The organism is Streptomyces sp. NPDC040405, from assembly GCF_055595765.1.
Genome location: NZ_JBVIVI010000001.1, coordinates 1560149 through 1580791, shown reverse-complemented (window position 1 = coordinate 1580791; position 20643 = coordinate 1560149). Strand labels below are relative to the sequence as shown.

General features: G+C 73.3%; 14 protein-coding genes. 9 read left to right on the top strand and 5 right to left on the bottom strand.

Annotated features, from left to right (window positions below):
* Positions 1-313: 313 nt before the first annotated feature.
* Together ACZ59A_RS06315 and ACZ59A_RS06310 are read right to left on the bottom strand one after the other, a co-directional pair.
* Complete coding sequence (locus ACZ59A_RS06315; RefSeq protein WP_470954195.1) at positions 314-1726, bottom strand: amidase; 1413 nt, start codon at positions 1724-1726, stop codon at positions 314-316.
* A gap of 43 nt (positions 1727-1769) precedes the next feature.
* Positions 1770-2717, bottom strand: coding sequence for a D-2-hydroxyacid dehydrogenase (locus ACZ59A_RS06310; RefSeq protein ID WP_470954192.1), 948 nt, complete (start codon positions 2715-2717; stop codon positions 1770-1772).
* A gap of 208 nt (positions 2718-2925) precedes the next feature.
* Here ACZ59A_RS06310 and ACZ59A_RS06305 point away from each other — a divergent pair, with 208 nt between their 5' ends.
* The 6 genes from ACZ59A_RS06305 (at position 2926) to ACZ59A_RS06280 (ending at position 10689) form a co-directional block, all read left to right on the top strand.
* Positions 2926-3891, top strand: coding sequence for a maleate cis-trans isomerase family protein (locus ACZ59A_RS06305; RefSeq protein WP_470954191.1), 966 nt, complete (start codon positions 2926-2928; stop codon positions 3889-3891).
* 82 nt (positions 3892-3973) lie between these two features.
* Positions 3974-4717: a maleate cis-trans isomerase family protein gene (locus tag ACZ59A_RS06300; RefSeq protein WP_470954188.1), complete on the top strand. Its 744-nt coding sequence runs from the start codon at positions 3974-3976 to the stop codon at positions 4715-4717.
* Positions 4718-4889: 172 nt separating this feature from the next.
* Positions 4890-6119, top strand: a complete 1230-nt coding sequence (locus ACZ59A_RS06295; RefSeq protein ID WP_470954185.1) for an EfeM/EfeO family lipoprotein — start codon at positions 4890-4892, stop codon at positions 6117-6119.
* A complete protein-coding gene (efeB, locus tag ACZ59A_RS06290; RefSeq protein WP_470954182.1) occupies positions 6116-7396 on the top strand; it encodes an iron uptake transporter deferrochelatase/peroxidase subunit in 1281 nt (426 codons plus the stop codon). The genes ACZ59A_RS06295 and efeB overlap by 4 nt, the downstream gene beginning before the upstream one ends.
* 168 nt (positions 7397-7564) lie before the next feature.
* A complete protein-coding gene (locus tag ACZ59A_RS06285; RefSeq protein WP_470954180.1) occupies positions 7565-9403 on the top strand; it encodes a phospholipase C in 1839 nt (612 codons plus the stop codon).
* 146 nt (positions 9404-9549) lie between these two features.
* Positions 9550-10689, top strand: coding sequence for an LLM class flavin-dependent oxidoreductase (locus ACZ59A_RS06280; protein WP_470954179.1), 1140 nt, complete (start codon positions 9550-9552; stop codon positions 10687-10689).
* A 34-nt stretch (positions 10690-10723) separates the two neighbouring features.
* Here ACZ59A_RS06280 and ACZ59A_RS06275 read toward each other — a convergent pair whose 3' ends face one another.
* Complete coding sequence (locus tag ACZ59A_RS06275; RefSeq protein ID WP_470954176.1) at positions 10724-12712, bottom strand: putative bifunctional diguanylate cyclase/phosphodiesterase; 1989 nt, start codon at positions 12710-12712, stop codon at positions 10724-10726.
* Positions 12713-13024: 312 nt separating this feature from the next.
* On the opposite strand from ACZ59A_RS06275, the gene ACZ59A_RS06270 reads away from it, so the two are divergent.
* The 3 genes from ACZ59A_RS06270 to ACZ59A_RS06260 all read left to right on the top strand — a co-directional run bounded on the left by ACZ59A_RS06270 (position 13025) and on the right by ACZ59A_RS06260 (position 16812).
* Positions 13025-14290: a M6 family metalloprotease domain-containing protein gene (locus ACZ59A_RS06270; RefSeq protein WP_470954174.1), complete on the top strand. Its 1266-nt coding sequence runs from the start codon at positions 13025-13027 to the stop codon at positions 14288-14290.
* Positions 14291-14424: 134 nt separating this feature from the next.
* The gene (locus ACZ59A_RS06265) at positions 14425-16062 is read left to right on the top strand and encodes an AMP-binding protein (protein ID WP_470954172.1); all 1638 of its coding nucleotides are present in this window, start codon (positions 14425-14427) and stop codon (positions 16060-16062) included.
* Positions 16063-16206: 144 nt separating this feature from the next.
* Positions 16207-16812: a response regulator transcription factor gene (locus tag ACZ59A_RS06260; protein WP_470954669.1), complete on the top strand. Its 606-nt coding sequence runs from the start codon at positions 16207-16209 to the stop codon at positions 16810-16812.
* Positions 16813-16858: 46 nt separating this feature from the next.
* Here ACZ59A_RS06260 and ACZ59A_RS06255 read toward each other — a convergent pair whose 3' ends face one another.
* On the bottom strand, positions 16859-18103 hold the full coding sequence (locus ACZ59A_RS06255) for a sensor histidine kinase (RefSeq protein ID WP_470954170.1): 1245 nt from the start codon (positions 18101-18103) through the stop codon (positions 16859-16861).
* Between the two features lie 149 nt (positions 18104-18252).
* On the bottom strand, positions 18253-20634 hold the full coding sequence (locus ACZ59A_RS06250) for a TOMM precursor leader peptide-binding protein (protein WP_470954167.1): 2382 nt from the start codon (positions 20632-20634) through the stop codon (positions 18253-18255).
* Between the last annotated feature and the right edge of the window lie 9 nt (positions 20635-20643).

The following is a 20643-nucleotide window of genomic DNA, read 5'->3' as shown; positions in this document are numbered from 1 at the left end:
TATTCTTTCTGTCGTGCGGGTCCCCCGCCCCCCCCCCCCCCCCCCCCCCACCCCCCCCCCCCCCCCCCCCCCCCCCCCCCCCCCCCCCCCCCGGGACGGCACATCCAGCCGATGCGCGGCACATCCAGCCGACGTCCGCCAAATCCAGCCGACGTCCGCCACATCCAGCCCCTCCGGGCGTACCTCCCAGCCCCTCCGGGCGTACCTCCCAGCCCCTCCGGCGTTTGAGGAGCGGGGTCCAGGGGCGGAGCCCCGGCGGGGGTCTGGGGCGGAGCCCCAGCGGGGTCCCCGGGGCGGAGCCCCGGGGGGCACGTCACCCCACCGGCGCGGGCACGCCCTCCGCGACCCCCGCCCCATACAACGCATGCGCCACCCGCAAAAGCACCGCATCCGCATGCCGCGCCCCCACCAACTGCACCCCGATCGGCAGCCCGGACGAAGACATCCCGCACGGCACGGACGCCGCGGGCTGCTGCGTCATGTTGAAGGGGTACGTGAACGGCGTCCACCCCGTCCACCGCGTGTGCCCCGACCCCTCGGGAACCTCCACCCCCGCCTCGAAGGCGGTGATCGGCATGGTCGGCGTGACCAGCAGGTCGTACGCGGAGTGGAAGCGCCCCATGGCGTGCCCGAGGGCCATCCGTACGTCCACCGCCGCCAGATAGTCCAGCGCGCTGTACGCGGCCCCCTGGGCGCAGACCTCCCGCAGGTCCGGGTCGAGCAGTTCCCACTGCTCCTGGCCGAGCGGCTGCACCACCCGCGCCGCGCCGCTGAACCACAGCGTGTGGAAGGCCTCCACGGGGTCGGCGAAGCCCGGGTCGATCTCCTCCACGACCGCGCCGAGCCCGGCCAGCAGATCCACGGCCCGCCGCACCGACGCGGCCACCTCGGGGTCGACATCGACCGAGCCGCCGAACGACGGGCTGTAGGCGACCCGCAGCCCGTCCACCGAGCCGCCGCCCGCGGCGACCGCCTCCCGGAAGCTCCCCCCGAAGGGGGCGAGCTGCGACCAGTCGCGCCAGTCCGCCCCGGTGATGACGTCCATGAGCAGCGCGGCGTCGGCCGCGTCCCGGGTCATGGGCCCCACATGGGCGAGCGTCCCGAAGGCGCTGGCCGGATAGATCGGCACCCTCCCGTACGTGGGTTTGAGCGCGAAGACGCCGCAGAAGGACGCGGGGATGCGGACGGAGCCGCCGCCGTCCGTCCCGAGGCTGAGCGGACCGGCGCCCAGCGCGACCGCGGCCGCGCTGCCACCGCTGGAGCCGCCCGCGGTGCGCCCGGGGTCGTACGGATTGCCCGTCACCCCGTACACGGGGCTGTCCGTGACCCCTTTCCAGCCAAATTCCGGGGTGGTCGTCTTGCCGAGAAACACCGCCCCGTGGTCCCGCATCCGGGCCACCGCGGGCGCGTCCTCGTCCCACGGCCCGTCCGTCCGTACCGTGCGCGACCCGCGCAGCGTGGGGCCGCCACGCATCAGCAGGATGTCCTTCACCGAGACCGGAACGCCGTCCAGGAGCCCGGCCGGTTCGCCGCGCCGCCACCGCTCCGCGGACTCCTCCGCCTGGCGCAGCGCCTCCTCGTCGTCCACCCGGCTGTAGGCGTTGACCCTCGGCTGGATCTGCTCGATCCGGTCGAGGGCGGCTCGGGTGGCTTCGACCGGGGAGAGGTCGCCGGAGCCGTACCGCTCGAGGAGTTGAACCGCTGTCAGGTCGTGCAGGTCGGTCATCCAGCTCTCCGTTCAGATCGTGCAGATCATTCGGGCTGTGCGATCAGTCCACCGGTACGTAGCCGAGACGCTTGTCGACGATGTTGAGCAGGGGTTCGCCCGCGTGCCAGCGGTCGTAGTTGTCCTGGAACTGTTCGGCGAGATGGTCGCGCCAGCCGACCGTGTCGCCGCTCATGTGGGGCGAGACGAAGAGCCCGGGCACGTCCCACAGGGGGTCGTCGGGGGCCAGCGGCTCGTTCTCGAAGACGTCCAGCGCGGCGCCCGCGATCTGCCGCCCGAGGAGGGCCGCCTTCAGGTCGTCCTCGATGACGAGGGGGCCGCGTCCGACGTTGATGAAGCGGGCGGTGGGCTTCATACGGGCGAAGGCGGTCCGGTCGAACATGCCGCGCGTGTCCTCGGTGAGCGGGGCGACGGAGATCACCCAGTCGGCCTGCGTGAGCAGCTCGGGCAGCTCGTCGTTGCCGCGGACGCCCGGCCGGGCCGTACGCCCCACCAGGTCGACCTTGATCCCGAGCGCGGCCAGGGTGGTGCCGATGGCCCGGCCGATGGGCCCGGCGCCGATGACCGCCGCGCGCGACCCGGCCAGCCGCATCGTCTCGCGGTGCTGCCAGCGGCGCTGCCGCTGCAGCTCCCAGCTGCCCAGGAAGTCCTTGCCCAGGGCGATGACCAGCCCGGCGACGTACTCGGCGATCGGCTGATCGAAGACGCCGCGCGCGTTGGTCAACACGGTGTCGGAGGCGGTCAGTTCGGGGCTCAGCAGCCGGTCCACCCCGGCGCTGGCGGTGTGGACCCAACGCGGCCGGGGGCCGTCGCCGGGCCAGGCGTCGCGTACCGCGTCGGAGGTGAAGTTCCAGACCAGGAGGACGTCGGCGGTGGGCAGGGCGTCGGGCAGGGTCTTCTCGTCGCACACCACGACCTGGGCCCGGCCGGCCAGCCGGTCCAGCCGGACCGGGGGCTGCTCGCCGAAGACGACAACAGTGCTTTCGGACATAGGCGGGTAACCGTTTCGAAACGTGGGTGAGTTTGGCTGTCGAGAGTCGGGGCAGGCGCCAAGGTTTGCGGGGATTGACCACGCTAGGCAGCGGAAACTACCGTCGTCAACAACGGATCTGTCCCGACGTCCCGGCATCAGGCCGGTGCTCTCTCTTATATCTCTGGCCAATGGTCCAGCCCTCCCTTTCTGTATTGGGGCTCGATATATGGACGTCTCCTTTCTGGGTGGCCCGCAGCCGCAGCGTGGCGTGGGCGTCGTAGCACCGTTCGACTTCGCGCTTGATCGCGAACTGTGGCGCTGGGTGCCGGACGAGGTCTCCTTGCACCTCACCCGCACACCCTTCGTCCCGGTCGAGGTCAGTCTCGACCTGGCACGGCTCGTGAGCGAGCACGAAACCCTTCAGAACGCGGTGCGGGCGCTGAGCGCCGTCGCACCGGAAGTGGCGGCATACGCCTGCACCTCGGGCAGCTTCGTCGGCGGCGTGGCCGGTGAGCGCGCGATGTGCGCGGCGATGACACAGGCGGGCGAGCTGCCCTCGCTCACCACCTCGGGCGCCCTGCTGGCGGCGCTGCAGGAGATCGGCGCCCGGCGGGTCGCGGTGGTGACCCCGTACACCCGGTCGGTGACCGACTCGCTGGAGGACTACCTGGGCGAGGCCGGTATCACCGTGACCGGCCGGGCCTATCTCGGACTGACCCGGCACATCTGGAAGGTGCCCTACCGCGACGTGGTCGACATGGCGCGGGAGGCGGTGGTCGGGTCGCCCGACGCGCTCTTCATCAGCTGCACCAACCTGCCGACGTACGACGTGATTCCGCAGCTCGAGGCGGAGTTGCGGATGCCGGTGCTGTCGGCCAACCAGGTGACCATCTGGGCCGCGCTGCGGGAGATCGGCGCCCAGGCCGTCGGCCCGTACCAGGCGCTGCTGGACCCGGCCGCGCGGCGGGGCCCGGCGGGGATGGCGTCGTCGCCGGTGGCCGACCCGATGGCCTCGATGCCCCCGATCTCGGATCCGGTGGCGGACGCCGAGCCGGCGCCGGAGGCGGCGCTGGCCGGGGCCGCGTCGCCGGGGCCGGACGGCGATCCGGCGGACGGGCTCGACCCGGGGTTCGGGCCGGGGATCGGCGAGGGCCCGTTCCTCGACGACTCGGGAGGTTCGTCTGCGATGTGAGGGAACCCGGCGGGCGGCTGCGGTGTATCACAAATGACAGTGCGGGGCGGCGCTCACGGGGGCCGCAGGTAAGGAGGCAGTCATGACGGACGCGACGCGGGCGACGCCGGACACGGTGGGTTTTCTCTACCCGGGCTATTCCGCCGAGGACGACTATCCGCGGCTGGAAGGGATGCTCGGCGACAGCGTCCGGCTCCCGCTCGTCCACACCGACATCGGTGAGGACGCGCACCGGGTGGACGCCCTGCTGGAAATGGGGTCGGGGGCCCGTCTCGCGGCCGGGGTCGCCGAGCTGAAGGAGCGCGGCGCCCAGGCGGTGATCTGGGCCTGTACGAGTGCGAGCTTCGTCTTCGGCTGGGAGGGCGCCCGGGAGCAGGTCAGCGAGCTGGAGGAGACGGCCGGGCTGCCCGCCTCCAGCACCTCCTTCGCCTTCGCCCATGCGGTGCAGGCGCTGGGTGTGGAGAGGCTGGCCATCGCCGCGACCTATCCGGAGGATGTCGCGGAGTATTTCAAGACGTTTCTGAAGGCGGCGGGCGCCGAGGTGGTCTCCACCCAGGGCAGCGGCATCATCACCGCCGCCGAGGTCGGCACCTGGGGGCGGGAGGAGGTGCTGCGGATGGCCCGCCATGGTGACCATCCCGACGCTCAGGCGGTGCTGCTGCCGGACACTGCCCTGCACTCCGCCGCCTGGCTGCCCGATCTGGAAGCGGACCTGGGCAAGCCCGTGCTCACCGCGAACCAGGTCACGGTCTGGGAGGGGCTGCGGCTGCTGGGCCGCAGGCCGGTCCATGACCGGCTGGGCACGCTGTTCGCGGCGAGCGGCTGAGCGGGAGAACAGGGGAGCGGGCCGGGGAGCCGGGGAGCGGGCGGCGAGGTTCCTGGACAGCGGCGGAAAAGGGGGAGCGGGCGGTGACGGATCGGTGAACCGGGCGGGAATTCCCTCTCTCCGGACATCCCCGACAGGGTTCCGCTTCCCGAAATCTGCTTAGTATCCAGCCGTGCGCCGCCTTCCTCCCTTCTCGCCCGGGTCGCCACGCCCGCTGCTGATCACCGGTGCGGTGACGGTCGCCGCGGCGGTGGCCGCCGCCACCCTGGCCACCGGCGGAGGGTCCTCGGACGCCCGGGCGTCGCGGGCCTCCGCCACCGCGGCCGACGGGCTGCGGCACACCACGGTCGAGGTGTCGGAGGGCGGCTGCGGCAAGGGCTGGGCCCATCCGTACCGCGGCAAGCAGGTCTTCGACCTGAAGAACACGTCCAGCAGGGCGGCCGAGGTCTATCTGACCAACCCGGCGAACGGCTCGGTCTACGGGGAGGTCGAGGGCCTGGGCCCGGGCACCACCCGCCCGCTGCGGGTCACCCTCGGCGGGGGCTCCTATGCCTTCCGCTGCCTGCCCGACGACACGGACGCGGTCACCGGACCCACGGTGACCGTGGCCGGACCGGCACGCGGCGGCGGCCCGGCCGCCGTTCCGGTTACCCAGCAGGACCTGATCCCCCCGACCATCGCCTACCAGAGATGGGTCCAGGGCCGGATGGGCGAGCTGGTGCGGCGCACCGACGTGCTGCGCTCGGCCGTCCGCGGGGGCGATCTGGCCGCCGCCCGCGCGGCCTGGCTCCCGGCCCACCTGGTGTACGAGCGGATGGGCGCCGCCTATGGCACCTTCGGCGACGCGGACAGGGCGATCAACGGCACCACGGCGGGGCTGTCCGGCGGGGTCCGCGATCCGGGCTTCACCGGCTTCCACCGCATCGAGTACGGGCTGTGGCACGACGCGTCCGCGAGCGGTCTGCGCGGTGCCGCCGACCAGCTCGACAAGGACGTCCGCGCGCTGCGGGACAGCTGGCCGCAGCAGCGGATGGATCCCGCGGACCTGGGTCTGCGGGCGCACGAGATCATGGAGAACAGCGTGCAGTTCGAGCTGACCGGCCGCACCGACTACGGCAGCGGCACCAACCTGGCCACCGTGCGGGCCAACCTCGACGGCACCCGGGCCGTGCTGGCCCGGCTGCGCCCGCTGCTGACGTCCCGTGACCCCGGGCTGCCGGAGATCGACACCTGGCTGGACCGCACGGGCAAGGCCCTGGGCGCCGCCCACCAGGGGGACCGCTGGACCCCGGTGGACCGGCTCGACCGGGGGCGCCGGGAGAAGATCAACGCCGCCGCGGGTGCGCTGGTGGAGCGGCTGGCCGATGTGGCGGCCCTGACGGATGTGCGGAGGACGCGGTGAGCGAGGTGCGGCGGCGGGGCTTTCTGCGGGGTGCCGCGGCGGGCACGGTCGGCGCGGTGGCGGGCGCCTCGGCCGCCCCGGCCGCCGCGCGGGCGGGCGACGGGGGGACGGATGGTGCGGCGGCGGGCGGTGCGACCGCGGGTGGCGCGACCGCGGAGGGTGCGGGAAGCCTGCCCGCGCGGGTTCCGTTTCACGGCGGGCATCAGGCCGGGATCCTCACCCCGCCGCAGCGTGCCACCGCGTTCCTCGCCTTCGACGCCACCGCCGACGGGCGCACCGAGCTGGCCGAGCTGTTCCGTACCCTCACCGCGCGCTGCCGCTTCCTCACCACCGGCGGCACCCCGGATCCGGTGGGCATCACCGCGCCGCCCGTCGACTCCGGCACCCTGGGGCCGCTGGTCGGCGCCGACCGGCTGACCGCGACGGTCGGCGTGGGCGCCTCGCTCTTCGACGGGCGTTATGGGCTGAAGGACCGCAAGCCCCGGCGGCTGCGCGCCATGCCGTCCTTCCCCGACGACGACCTCGACCCCGACTGGTGCCATGGCGATCTGAGCCTCCAGCTCTGCGCGGAGAACGCGGACACGGTGCTGCACGCGCTGCGGGACATAGCCCGGCACACCCGGGGCGCGCTGCAGGTGCGCTGGCGCATGGACGGCTTCCTCAGCCCGCCCCGCCCCTCCGGCACCCCGCGCAACCACATGGGCTTCAAGGACGGCACCGCCAACCCGGACACCGGTAACGCCCGGCTGATGGACCGCCTGGTGTGGGCGGGCGGGCGCTCCGGGGAGCCGGGCTGGGCGAATGGCGGCAGCTATCAGGTGGTCCGGCTGATCCGGATGCTGGTGGAGTTCTGGGACCGGGTGTCGATCACCGAGCAGGAGCGGATGTTCGGCCGCAGCCGGGAGTCCGGCGCACCGCTGGACGGGCGGCACGAGTTCGACACCCCGCGCTTCGCCCAGGACCCCAAGGGCGACATCATCCCGCTGGACAGCCACATCAGGATGGCCAATCCCCGCACGGAGCGCACCGACGACCAGCGCTTGGTGCGCCGCGCCTACAACTACGACCGCGGCATGGACGGGAACGGGAATCTGGACATGGGCCTGCTCTTCTGCTGCTATCAGCAGGACCTGACCCGGCAGTTCGAGGCGGTGCAAAAGCGTCTCGCGGGCGAGCCGCTGGTCGACTACATCAGCCCGTTCGGCGGCGGCTATTTCTTCGCGCTGCCCGGGGTGCGGCACCAAGCGGATTGGCTGGGCCGGGCCTTGCTGTCCTGACCATCCGGTGCTCTTCCGCCCACCCCCCGGTCAAGAACGCCTCAAGAATTCCTTGTGTTTTCCTGACTCTCTATTCATTCACCCTCCTCCATGGATTCCATCGGAATGTCCGGCCCGCGGACGAGGATCACGGCGCAGGCGTGAAACGGATACGTGTGGAGGCTAGGCATGGGCGGTAGAAGACGAGCGAAGCGCTGGAGTGCCCTCATCGGTGCCGCGGTGCTGGCGACCGCGGGCGGGGTGGCGCCCGCATGGGCCGCGCCCGCCAAGGGGGCGGCGCAGCGGACCGCGACGCCCGTGAAGCATGTGGTGGTGCTCTTCGACGAGAACGTCTCGTTCGACCACTACTTCGGCACCTATCCCAAGGCCGCCAACACCGACGGCACGAAGTTCACCCCGGCCGAGGACACCCCGAAGAACATCGACACCCTCGCCCACGCGGGCCTGCTGGAGAAGAACCCCAATCTCTACAAGCCCAAGCGGCTCGCGTCCTCGCAGGCGATGACCTGCGACCAGAACCATTCCTATGGCCCCGAGCAGTACGCGGCCAATGGCGGCAAGGCCGATAAGTTCGTCGAGAACACCGAGGTCAGCAAGTGCACCGGGCTGTTCGGCGAGCCCGGACTGGTGATGGACTACTTCGACGGCAACACGGTCACCGGGCTGTGGAACTACGCCCAGCACTACGCGCTGAGCGACCGTTCCTTCAGCTCCGCCTACGGCCCGTCCAGCCCGGGCGCCGTCGAGCTGGTCTCCGGCCAGATCCACGGCATCGTCTCCACCGACCCGAAGTCCTCCACCGAGGACCCGAAGCAGACCGACAAGCCGGACCCGGCCACTGTCGCCTCCCCGGACGCCCAGGGTGTCGGCACGATGATCAACGACCCGGACCCGGCCTTCGACGACTGCTCGGACAAGGACCACACCAGCAGCAGCGCCCTCGGGCAGCTCAAGGGCAAGAACATCGGTGACCTGCTCAACGCCAGGGACGTCAGCTGGGGCTGGTTCCAGGGCGGCTTCCGGCCCAGCACCGCCTGGGACGGCAAGCAGGGCAGCTACGCCAAGTGCTCGGGCACCACGCACACCAACGTCGGCGGCGCGTCCTCGGTGGACTACAGCCCGCACCACGCGCCGTTCCAGTACTACAAGTCCACGGCCAACCCCCACCATCTGCCGCCGAAGAACGTGTCGGAGATCGGCCACAGCGGTCAGGCCAACCACAACTACGATCTGACCGACTTCGACGCCGCCCTCAAGACGGGCCATCTGCCCGCGGTCAGCTTCCTGAAGGCCGCCGAGTACCAGGACGGCCACGCGGGCTACTCGGACCCGGTCGACGAGCAGCATTTCCTCGTCAAGCAGATCAACGCGATCCAGAAGTCGCCGCAGTGGAAGGACACCGCGGTCGTCGTCGCCTACGACGACAGCGACGGCTGGTACGACCATGCGTACGCCAAGCCCGTCAACGGCTCCAGCGACACCACGGCCGGTTCGAACGGCAAGGCGACCGACAGCCCCGCCTGCCAGTCCGCCCCCCGGCCCGCGCGCGGCTACCAGGACCGCTGCGGCCCCGGCCCGCGCCAGCCGCTGCTGGTGATCTCCCCGTACAGCAAGGCCAACAAGGTGGATCACACGCCCACCGAGCAGACGTCGATCACCCGCTTCATCGAGGACAACTGGCACACCGGCCGGATCGGTGACGCCTCCTTCGACGCCCGGGCGAACTCGCTGTCCGGCATGTTCGACTTCCGCCACCCGAACAACACCCAAGTGCTGCTGAAGCAGGACGGTTCGGTGGACTCGGTGCACCGGTCCGGGCACTACACGACCAGCGCCCTGGCCGCCAGCGCCCCGATCGCCGACGCCCTCACCCCGCACCGCCTCGCCGGGGCCGACGGGAGCGCGGGAGCGGGCGGCTCGGCCGTCCTGCCGATCGGCATCGCCGCCGGTGCGCTGGTGTTCGGCACCGCGGCCACCGTCCTGGTGCTCCGCCGCCGTACCGCCTGACACCGCCCGGCCCCGGGGCCCAAGGGACCCACAGAACCCAGGAGTCCCACGGGTCCCGGGGCCGGGAATAAAGCGGAGCCTTCATCCGGTTGACCGTGCGCGGTGCGCGACTGCGCACCGGAGTGCGATCAGGGAGGCGGGCCACCGTGGCCGATGAGCGGGACCGGCGAGGCGAAGAGCGGGACGAAGAGCGCGAGACCATCCGGGCCAGGGCCCGGGGGAGCGCGCCCGTACCGCTGTCGGTGCTCGACCTGGCGACCGTCGGCAGCGGGCTGACCGCCGCCCAGGCCCTGCGCACCACCACCGAGCTGGCCGGGCTCGCCGAGCGCCGCGGCTTCCACCGCTTCTGGGTGGCCGAGCACCACTCCATGCCGGGCGTCGCCAGCTCCTCCCCGGCCGTCATCCTCGCCCATCTGGCCGCGCACACCGAGCGCATCCGGCTCGGCTCGGGCGGGGTGATGCTGCCCAACCACGCCCCGCTCGTCATCGCCGAGCAGTTCGGCACCGTGGAGGCGCTCGCCCCCGGCCGGGTGGACCTCGGCCTCGGCCGCGCCCCCGGCACGGACGGGGCGACCGCGGCGGCGCTGCGCCGCACCGAGCGGCTGAGCGAGGGCGCCGACGAGTTCCCGCAGCAGCTCGCCGAGCTGATCCGGTTCCTGGACGACGACTTCCCGGACGGCCACCGGTACGCCCGTATCCACGCGGTGCCCGGGCCCGTCCAGGGGACGGTCCCCGGCGGGGTGCAGTCCGCGAACCGGCCCTCGGTGTGGCTGCTGGGGTCCAGTGGGTTCAGCGCCCGGCTCGCGGGGCAGCTGGGGCTGCCGTTCTCCTTCGCGCACCACTTCTCCTCGGCCCACACGATCCCCGCGCTCGACCTCTACCGGGAGTCGTTCCGGCCGTCCGCGGTGCTGGACCGGCCGTACGCGTCGATCGGCGTCTCGGCGTTCGCGGCCGAGGACGAGAAGCAGGCCCACCGGCAGGTGCTCACCGGCGCCCTCTCCATGATCCGTCTGCGCACCGGGCGCCCGGGCCTGGTGCCGTCACCGGAGGAGGCCGAGGCGCACGCGTTCAACGAGATCGAGCGCGACTTCGTGAACAACTGGCTGGCCAATGTGGTGTACGGGACGCCGGACGAGGTGCGCCAGGGGCTGGACGACCTGGTCAAGCGCACCGGGGCGGACGAACTCAAGATCACGACGACGGCGCACGGACCGGAGCCCAAGCTCCGTTCGTACGGCCTGATCGCGGACGCGTACGGCCTGCCGGACGCGCCCGCGCAGCCCTGATGACGGGGCCGTACGGCAGGCCCCATGACACCCCCTAGCTGACCGCCGGGCAGGCGGGGAGCATGGGCGGGATGCGGTCCGGCGGGACCGGGCGGGAGTAGAACCAGCCCTGGCCCGTGTCGCAGCCGATCCGCCCCAGCCGCTCCGCCTGCTCCGCGCTCTCCACACACTCCGCCACCACCGTGAGCCCCAGCCGGTGCGCCAGCTCCACCAGCGCCCGGACGATCGTCTCGTCCGCCGGATTGGGGTGTTCCTCGGCCCGGAAGCCCTGGACGAAGGAGCCGTCCAGCTTGAGCGTGGAGACCGGCAGGCGGCTCAGATAGGCGAGGTTGGAGTAGCCGGTGCCGAAGTCGTCGATCGCGATGGCCACCCCCATGTCGCTCAGCGCCTGGAGCGCCTGGAGCGGACGGCCCGCCGAGCCCATGACCGCCGACTCGGTCAGCTCCAGCTGGAGCAGCCGCGGCGGCAGCCCCGTCTCGGCGAGGATCGTGCCCACGTCGGCGACCAGGTCGGAGTCCCACACCTGACGCACGGCCACATTGACGCTGACCACCAGCGGATGCCGCGGATGGGCCTGCTGCCAGGCGCGGGCCTGACGGCAGGCGGTACGCAGCACCCAGCGCCCCAGCGGCACGATCGCGCCGTTCTCCTCGGCCAGCGAGACGAACCGATTCGGCGAAAGCCGTCCGAACTGCGGATGGTCCCAGCGCACCAGGGCCTCCACCCCCCGTACGACCCCGTCGACCAGGCCGACCAGCGGCTGGTAGTCCAGCACGAACTCCTCCCGCTCGACCGCCGGACGCAGCGTGCTGGACAGCGCCTGACGGGTCATGCGGTGGGCGTTGCGTTCGGGGTCGAAGAGGGTCCAGCGCGCCTTGCCGTCCTCCTTGGCCCAGTAGAGCGTGGTGTCCGCGGCCTGCATGAGCCAGGTGGTGTGGGTGCCCGCCGCGGGCCGCTCCACGACGCCGATGCTCGCCGACACCGACAGCCGCTGCCCGCCCACGTCGAACGGCCGCTGGAGCGCGGCCAGCACGGAGCGGGCCAGCTCGCACACCTGCTCGGTGCCGCTGGACTCCCGTACCAGCAGGGCGAACTCGTCACCGCCGAGCCGCGCCACCAGATGGTCGCCGGGCGCCGCGCATTCGGTCAGCCGCTGGGCGACCGCGCGCAGCAGCCGGTCGCCGACCCGGTGGCCGAGGGTGTCGTTGATCGCCTTGAAGCCGTCCAGGTCGAGATAGCACAGCCCGATCCGGCCGGTGCCCGCGCGGTCGTACGCCCCCGCCTCCAGCGCGGCGGCCAGCCGCTCGAAGAAGAGGTTCCGGTTGGGCAGCCGGGTCACCGGGTCGTGCATCTGCAGATGGCGCAGCCTGCCCTGGAGGTCCCGGCGGTCGCTGATGTCGGCCATCGACAGCAGCAGGCTGCAGCTGTCCGGGGCCGGTTCGACGGTGATCTCGGCCCACAGGGCGTGGCCGTCGGAGTGATGCAGCCGACGGGTGCACGTCATCCGCTCGCGGCGGCCGAGCAGCACATCGCGGTAGTCGCTCCAGGTGCGCGCGTCCTCCCGCAGCTCCGCCAGCTCGGCGGCGCCGCGGGTGGCCAGCTGGGCGGGGTCGGCGCCCAGCAGGGTGCCCAGCGCGGGGTTGGCGTCGAGGACCGTGCCCTCGCGGTCGATGACGGCCATGGCGAGCCGCGCCGCGTTGAAGGCGGCGCGGTAGTCGCTGGGCGCGGCGCCCGGGGGAGCGCCGGGCGGAGCGCCCGGCGGGGTGCCGTGCGCGCAGGGCGGTGTGCCCGGCGCGCACGGATGTGTGCCCGGTTGCGCGCCCGCAGGGGGCGCCGGAGCCGGGCGTGCGCCGGCGCCCGCCCCGATGGGCGGAGCGCTGGGGGGTGTATCACGCTCAGTGATCGTCGGCAGCGTCGCGCCGGGCGCGCGGCCCTGCCCGTCGGGGGTTCCGCTCACCGCTCGCTCCCGCGTGGGGTTTGTCTTGTCCAGGTATGTCATCTGTGTTGTACACGTCTCGTGCATCTCTCACACCGGGTGCCGGGCAGGCGATAAGTGCCCGCCTGAATAGGTAATCCCCGCTGGAAATGTGCCGATCATAGAGGCTCGTACTCCGCGCGTTCCATAGACGCCATCGCGATCACCGCCGCCTTGACAAGGTGTTTGGTCGTATCTGTTCGACTCTGCGCGGGCGCACCGCCCGCTTGACCGGATGTGACCGTCTGTTACGTACCCGCATCCCGGCCGGTTCACTCGACCGGTCCAGCCGAACAGGGCGTACCGCGCCAATCCGACCCAGGGTGGAGTGGGTGTTCCCTCTACGCCCGGGAGGTCGGCATGGCGCGTCCTCAAGCGTCCGCGGGGGCGTGGCGGCCGACCCGGTTGCGCCGGGCCCAGGCCGTCCTGACCTCGCTGAGCGCCGTGGTCGCCACCACCGTGGTGGCGGGCCCCGCCACGGCCGCCGGCGCGGGCGGGCCCTGCACCCTGGAGCGCACCGGCGCCCACCACTCCGAGGGGCTGGACACCTGGAACCGCAACTACCCCCGCCCGGCCCGCTCGCTCCGCGCGGCCATGGTCTTCCTGTCCTTCCCGGACGCCGCCCCCAGGGTCACCCCCGCCCGGCTGGCCGCCGACCACACCCCCACGACCGGCGACTTCTTCCAGCGCGCCTCCTATGGACGCTTCTCGCTGCGCGTCCACCCGCTGCGGCGCTGGATCACCATGCCGAAGGCGTCCACCGCGTACGCCATACAGCGGGACTGGAACTCCGCGCGCCGCGCCGCGTATCTGCGCGACGCCATCCGCGCCACCGATCCGCACCTGAACTTCGGCCGATACGACATCGTCTACCTCGTCGCCGACCCCGATGCCCCGGGCGTCGACGCCGACGCGACGAAAGTGGTCAACTTCGAGCGCCCGCTGCGCGCCGACGGTAAGGACCTGCGCCGCCTGGTGACCGTCTTCGAGCACCATCCGCCCGATCGCAACGTCCTCGCCCATGAGACCGGGCACGTCTTCGACCTGCCCGACCTGTACCACCGGCCCAGCACGACCGACAACAGCGGCGACTGGGACACCTACGTCGGCGACTGGGACCTGATGGGCAGCCAGTTCGGGCTCTCCCCGGACCCCTTCGGCTGGCACAAGTGGAAGCTCGGCTGGCTCACCCGCCGACAGGTGGCCTGCGTCCGGGCCCTCGGCCCGAAGATGTACACCCTCCAGCCCCTCAGCGCCCCCATGGAGGGCCGCCCCGGCGCCGACACCCGCACCCGGCTGGTGGTGGTCCGCACCGGCCCCACCACCGCCCTGGCCATCGAGGCGCGCGGCGCGTACGGCAACGACGCGGGCACCTGCACCGAAGGCGTCCTGGTCTACCGGGTGCGCAACGACGCCGCCTCCGGCGAGGGCCCGGTCCGGGTGCTGGACGGCCACCCCGCCACCTCCGCCTGCTGGAACGAGTCCGTCTACCCGGCGCTGGCCGACGCCCCGCTCGGCGTCGGCGACTCCCTCCTGGCCAAGGACGAGGCGGTCCGGGTGACCGTCACCGGCCGCGCCACCGGAGGCTCCTGGGCCGTCCAGGTCACCCGCGGCGAACGCTCCTAGACCGGTTCTCACACCGGCGCCGCGCGGGCGTCTCACCGGCGTCTCACCGGCGTCCGAACGGTGATCAAGCAACGTTCGAGGCAACGCTCCGAGACTGTGGCCTCGTTTTGATCTCCGGCGCCCAGGAGCTGACCATGCCACGACACGCGAATCTGGCCGAGTCACTGAGAGACCGGGCCCGGGACAGAGGCGCCGACGTGGCGCTGGCCCACCCGGACGGAAGCGGCGGCGAGCGGCGGGTCTCCTACGCCGAACTCGACGCCCGCGCCGGGGCCGTCGCCGCCTGGCTGCGCGGACGCGACGCCGCCGGGCGCCGGGTGCTCGTCGTCATGGACCCCGGCCCGCACACCGCGGCCGCCCTGCTCGGCTGTCTGTACGCGGGCGCCGTCGCCGTCCCCGTCCCCGCGCCCACCGCCTCCCGCACCGCCGCCGAGCGCACCGTGGCCATCGCCCGGGACGCCGCCGTGGACCTTGTCCTCACCGAGACGGCGCACGCCACCGAGACCTCCCGCCGCCTCTCGCTCATCGGCCGCGCCGACCTCACCTGCCTGCCCGTCGACCGGCTGCGGCCGGACCACGCCACCGGGCACGCCCCGCCCGCGCGCACCGGTCCCGACAGCCTCGCCCTGCTCGCGTACGACTCCGGGCCCGCCAACGCCCCGCGCGGCGCCCGGCTCACCCACGGCAACCTTCTCGCCGCCATGCACGCCCTGCGGGCCACCCTGGGCACCGGCCCCCGCTCGCGGATCGGCGGCTGGCTGCCCCGCCGCCACACCCCCGGCCTGATCGGGCAGGTGCTCCACCCGCTCTGGCTGGGCGCCACCGCCGTACCGCTGCCCGCGCGCCCGTTCCGTACCGACCCGGCCGCCTGGTTACGGGCCATCAGCCGCCACGGCATCACCGAAGCCGTCGCCCCCGACACCCACTACGCGCGCTGCGCCGCACTCACCGCCGACGAACACCCCACCGGGCTCGACCTCTCCCGCTGGCGGACCGCGCTCAACGCCGGGGAACCGGTCTCGCCCGCCACCATGGCCGCCTTCGCCCGCCGCTACGCCGCCGCGGGGCTGCGCCCCGGAACCCTGGTCGCCGGATACGCCCCCGCCGAAGGCGCGCCCCTGCTGATCGCCGAGGGCCGCGCCCCGGTGCCCGGCGCGGAGTTCGGCGTCGTCGACCCGCTGACCTGCCGTCGGCTGCCCGAGGGGGCGGCCGGGGAGATCTGGGCGCGCGGCACCGCCGTCGCCACCGGCCACTGGGGGCGGCCACCGGACACCGTGCCGCTCTTCGCCGCCCGGGCCGCCGACGGGCCGGGCGGATACCTGCGCACCGGCGACCTCGGACACGCGGCGGCGGGCGGCATCCGCATAACCGGCCGGGTCCACGACGGCCTCCTGGTGGACGGGGTCACCGTGCACCCCCAGGACGTCGAGCGCGAACTGCTCGGCTGCGGACGGGCCCTGGGGTCGGCCCGGGTGTTCTGCGCGGGGCCCGGTGCCGGGCCGCTGGTCGTCGTGCAGGAGGTCCGTACGGCGAGCGCCGCCCGCACCGGACTGCCCCGGCTCGCCGCCCGGATCCGGGCCCGGGTAGCGGAGGAGTTCGGCGTCACCACCGGCGCGGTGCTGCTCGTCCGCGCCGGTACGGTGCGCCGGGACGGAGCGGCGAAGGTACGCCGTGCCCAGCTGCGCGAGTGGTATCTGCGCGGTGAACTGCGCGCCCTGCACGCGGAGTACGCGCCAGGCCCCACCGAACCGTGCCGGGGCGGCGCGGCCTGAACGGCGGGCGCGGAGTCCGGGCGCGGAGTATGCGGAGTAATACGTGTGTTCGACAAGGGGGAAGAGGGCGGAAAAAGCTGCGAGGCCCGGAAACGCTTGGGAATAATCGTCGTGCGGGGGCCGGTGGGGGAAAGGGCGGGCGAAATGATCAGGGTGCTCATCGCCGAAGACATGCATATGCTGCGCAAGGCACTGGTCGCCCTGCTGGAATTCGAACCCGATATCGAGGTCGTGGCCGAATTCGCCAGTGGCGCCGATATTCTGCCGCAGGCCCGTCAGCTCCGCCCGGATGTCGCGATTCTCGACATCGATCTGCCGGAAGTGGACGGGCTGACCGCCGCCGCCGAGCTGCACACCGCCGTTCCCGAATGCCGGACCATGATGCTCACCAGCCTCGGCCGCCCCGGAAATCTGCGGCGTGCCCTCGCGGCCCACGTCGCCGGTTTTCTGCTGAAGGACAGCAGCCCGGCCACCCTGTGCGATGCCATTCGCGCGGTCGCGCGGGGCGAGCGGGTCATCGATCCGCAACTCGCCCTGGCCGCCCTGGACGACGGTCCGCAGCCGCTGACCCCGCGCGAGCTGGAGGTGCTGCGAATGGCCTCGGAGGGCGAGGAGGCCGCCCGTATCGCGGCCCGGCTCTTTCTGTCGGTGGGGACGGTGCGCAACTATCTGACCTCCGCCGTCACCAAGCTCGACGCGCGCAACCGGGTCGACGCCATCCGGATCGCCCGCGAGGCGGGCTGGCTGTAAGGGCGCGGGGGCGCAGCGGCGCCGAGGCGCTACGAGCGGCCCGGGGTCACGCCGTGACCGCCGGGCCGAACTCCTCCTCCGTACCGCGCCCCCGGCCGCCGCGCGGCGCCTCCGTGGACACCTCCAGCTCGGCCCGCAGCTCGAACCGGCCGTCGGACCGCAGGTCCGCGGAGAGCCGCCCGCCGAGCCCCGACAGCCGCACCCGGAGGTTGCCGATCCCGCTGCCGCCGTCGGCGGTGCCGGTGACGCTGTCGGCGCGCAGCAGGGTGGACGGCTTGCCCACCCCGTCGTTCACCAGCGTCAGCCGCACTGTGCGCCCCGCCCGCCGGGCCGTGATCGCGCAGTGCTCGGCCTTGCTGTGCCGCAGCACGTTGGTCAGCCCCTCGCGCAGGACGCTGGCCAGCACCGTGTCCACCCGCTCGGGAAGCGGTCCGCAGCCGATGTCCGCCGTGGCCCGGATCCCCGCCGCGGACAGCATGGACCGGGCCGTCTCCGCCTCCGTGGACAGCGACATCGTGCGGTAGCCGCTCGCCACCGCCCGTACGTCGGCCAGCGCCTGACGGGACGTCTGCAGGATCTCGGCCAGCTCCTGCTGGGCCCGGTCGTTCTGCCGGGGCACCAGCCGGTGCACCAGCTCGCATTTGAGGGTGATGGTGGAGAGGCTGAGGCCGAGCAGGTCGTGGACGTCCCGGGCGAACCGCAGCCGCTCCTGCGCGACCGCCAGCCGGGCCAGCTCCGCCCGCGACCGGGAGACCTCGGCGACCAGCCCGGAGAGCCGGGAGAGGCCGAACACCACCAGCCCGGTGATGGTGGTGGACACCGTGGTGTACGCGACCTTGTCCCAGCCGAACCCCACCTGGAACAGCAGCACATCGGTGATCACCAGGATCGCGGCGAACGCCGGCCAGGCCACCACCGGGGCCAGCACCAGCAGCGCGGAGCCCGCCAGGAAGCCGGGCATGCCCAGCCACGCCTGCTCGAAGACGGCGAACGGCAGGAAGGTCAGCGTCGCCTGGAGCAGCAGCGTCCAGTGCCGGGCGGCGGCCAGCCGGGGCGCCATCGAGGGGAAGGAGTGGGTCAGCTGGATGCCCAGCAGCGCGGCCAGCACCGGCAGGATCTCCAGCATCCGCACCACCGCGTCCACCGCGCTCCCCGGGGGGAGCCCTTCGACCACATAGGTCACGGCGACGCTGAAGTAGCCCAGGAGCACCACCACAGTGATCACCACGGCCAGGCGCGGCGCCAGGTCGTCGTGGTCGCGCGGCGGCTTTTTCCCGGCATCGTCGGGCAAGAGGCTCCCCTGCACTCGTCCTCCGGATGGTCGGGCCGGATTGGGCGGCTTGCCCGAGAGTATCCGATCTTTTGCGAGGGAGGAGGGGTGCGGCGAAGGCTCATGCTGTACACAGAGTTACGGGTTGTCACCGGCGATCACAGGAAGAATCACAGGAAAAGGGGAACGGGATTCAGGTCGCGGTACGCGGTCGGCCGCCGCAGCCGCCCCAGGGCCACCGGGACGTCGTAGAGCCGGCCGGGGGCGAACCGGGGCCAGTGCGGGCGGAGCCCGGGCACCAGCACCTTGGCCACGGGCAGTCCCACATCCGGCCGGGTCTGGTCCAGCACCAGCAGCTCCATCCCCCGCGCGCGGACCGCTTCCCGTACGGCGGCCAGGGCGTCCCCGTCCGGGGGAGCGGCCATCCCGGGCGGCGGCGCCGCGTCCCGGCCGGGCGTCAGATAGGGCTGGTTGACGGTGGTCGCGGTACGGAACCAGCGCAGCGCCTCCGGGTCGGCCGCGCCGTAACCGCCGCCGTCGGCGCGGGCCTCGACCACCGCGGGCAGCATCTGGTTCAGCTCGGCGAAGGCGTGGCCCAGCGCGGTGTGCCGGTCGAAGTGGGCGCCGAAGCCCAGCGTGATGTCCTCGGCGGGCTTGTCGGTCCGGCGGGAGAGCGCGGCGACCACCGGGATGCCGAAGTCGGTGGTCAGGTCCAGCGCCCACACCTCGCGCCGCAAGCCGCCGTGGGCGCGGCGCAGTTCGGCCAGCCACGGGTCGTCGAAGGCGTCCAGGGCGAGCGCGGGCTGACGGGTGCGGTTGTACCACCACAGGGCGACCGCGTCCCGCTCCACGAGCTCCAGGAAGCCCCGTACGACGGCGTCGGCCAGGGTGGACCCGGCCGCCGCGCCGTTGGAGTCCGCCCGGCAGGAGCGGTGCCCCGGAGGCTGCGGGGCGCCGTAGTACAGCAGCGCGGTGGGCAGCAGCCGGTGCCGCTCGGCGGTGAGCGACCACACCGGCGTCCAGTCGAGTTCGGCGTCCTCGTCGAACGGGTCGGCGAGCCGGTGGCGCGCGGGCGCGGCCCGGTCAGCGAACTGCCGTACGTCCATGAGCTGGACGGTGTCCGGATGCACCGCCTCCGCCGGATCCAGCGCGCAGTAGGCGGCGCGCTGACGCGGCTCGTCCCCCTGGAAGTGGCCGCTGTAGTGCTCAAGGGCCTCGCACAGGGCGCTCGCCCGGGCCTGCTCGGCGGTCCGCCCCTTGCCATGGGCGGCGGCCCGCAGCCCGGCGCGCACCGCGTCCAGCCCGCTCGGCGGGGTGGCCGTCCCGGCGTACGCGGCGTACGAAGGGTGCCGCGCGTGGTAGCAGTTGAGGAAGGCCGGGCCGCGCGGATCGCGGCGGATCTCGGTGACCAGCCCGGTGACCGGGTCGACCAGGTGGCCGTACCGCTCCATGACGTGGCGCGGTGAGTCCGAGGTGTCCGTGGCCGCCACGTGGTCGTCATGCGGCGCCCGCGGCGACGGCAGGGCCAGCGGCGCCCGTATCCGCTCCGCGACCAGCGCGGGATTCCCGCATCCGGCGCACTGGGGGCGGCGGGAGAGCGGATGGCGGTCCACGGTGGCGGTGAGGCTGTCCAGGGTGCACAGCGCCCGCTGGCCCGGATGCCGGTGCCCGGCCAGCCACTTGGCGGCCTCCAGCGCGGCCAGCTGGAGCGCGGCCGCGCGGCTCGCGGGGAGCGAGGCGGGCGGCCGCGGCACCGGCCCCGGGCGGCCCAGCCTGCGCTGGAGGTACGCCTCGGCCTGCCGTCCCCGCCACAGCCGGTCGGCCAGACACGCCCAGCACGGGTCGTCGGGGGCGCCGAGGAACGGGCCGAGCCACGCCTGGGTGCCCACCGGTTTGACAGGCAGCCAGCGGCGGCCCGCGGCGCGATGGGCGGCGTCGACCGCGGCGAGCCTCGGATCGAGGTAGTCGTCGCACACCACAAGAGTGAGTTCGGCGGCGCCGTGTTGACGAGGGCCCACTTGACGTACGGCCCATCGGCACTCCCGGCCCTGTGCGGCCGGGCCCGCCGCCCGGTCGTCCGGCTCCCCGTCCGCCGTGGCCGCCGCCCGCAGCCCCGCCGCCCGCAGCGCCCGGACGACTTCGGCGGGGTCGGCCGAACCGAGGATCACCGACGCCACGGAGGCCGCGGCCGGGCGTCCGGCCGGGCGTATGGAGCGGCCGTCCCCGCCGCCGAGACCGGCCAGCTCCCAGTACGCCTCCTCGGGCCCTGGGGCGTGCGTACGCTCCCGCTCGGACACCAGCCCCGCCGCCCGCAGCCGCGCGATGACCCGCTCGGCCTGCCCGGCGGGCACCGCGCCCGGTGGGCCGCCCGGCGCGCGGGCGGCCTCGGTGAGGATGTGCGCGAGGTCCCGCGATCCGTCCAGCAGCGGCGCGAGCGCGGCGATCGCCCGGCCGTGCAGCGCGGTGACGCCGTGCTCGGAGACCAGATAGACGGCCTCGCCCGGCACCGGCTCGACCCGCAGATGCGGGGTGAAGCCCAGTTCGCCCACCATGCGTCCGCG

Coding starts and splice junctions, on each gene's coding strand:
- ACZ59A_RS06315 (WP_470954195.1), bottom strand. CDS start 1,726: ATGACCGACCTGCACGACCTGACAGCGGTTCAACTCCTCGAGCGGTAC.
- ACZ59A_RS06310 (WP_470954192.1), bottom strand. CDS start 2,717: ATGTCCGAAAGCACTGTTGTCGTCTTCGGCGAGCAGCCCCCGGTCCGG.
- ACZ59A_RS06305 (WP_470954191.1), top strand. CDS start 2,926: ATGGACGTCTCCTTTCTGGGTGGCCCGCAGCCGCAGCGTGGCGTGGGC.
- ACZ59A_RS06300 (WP_470954188.1), top strand. CDS start 3,974: ATGACGGACGCGACGCGGGCGACGCCGGACACGGTGGGTTTTCTCTAC.
- ACZ59A_RS06285 (WP_470954180.1), top strand. CDS start 7,565: ATGGGCGGTAGAAGACGAGCGAAGCGCTGGAGTGCCCTCATCGGTGCC.
- ACZ59A_RS06275 (WP_470954176.1), bottom strand. CDS start 12,712: ATGCACGAGACGTGTACAACACAGATGACATACCTGGACAAGACAAAC.
- ACZ59A_RS06270 (WP_470954174.1), top strand. CDS start 13,025: ATGGCGCGTCCTCAAGCGTCCGCGGGGGCGTGGCGGCCGACCCGGTTG.
- ACZ59A_RS06265 (WP_470954172.1), top strand. CDS start 14,425: ATGCCACGACACGCGAATCTGGCCGAGTCACTGAGAGACCGGGCCCGG.
- ACZ59A_RS06260 (WP_470954669.1), top strand. CDS start 16,207: ATGATCAGGGTGCTCATCGCCGAAGACATGCATATGCTGCGCAAGGCA.
- ACZ59A_RS06250 (WP_470954167.1), bottom strand. CDS start 20,634: ATGGTGGGCGAACTGGGCTTCACCCCGCATCTGCGGGTCGAGCCGGTG.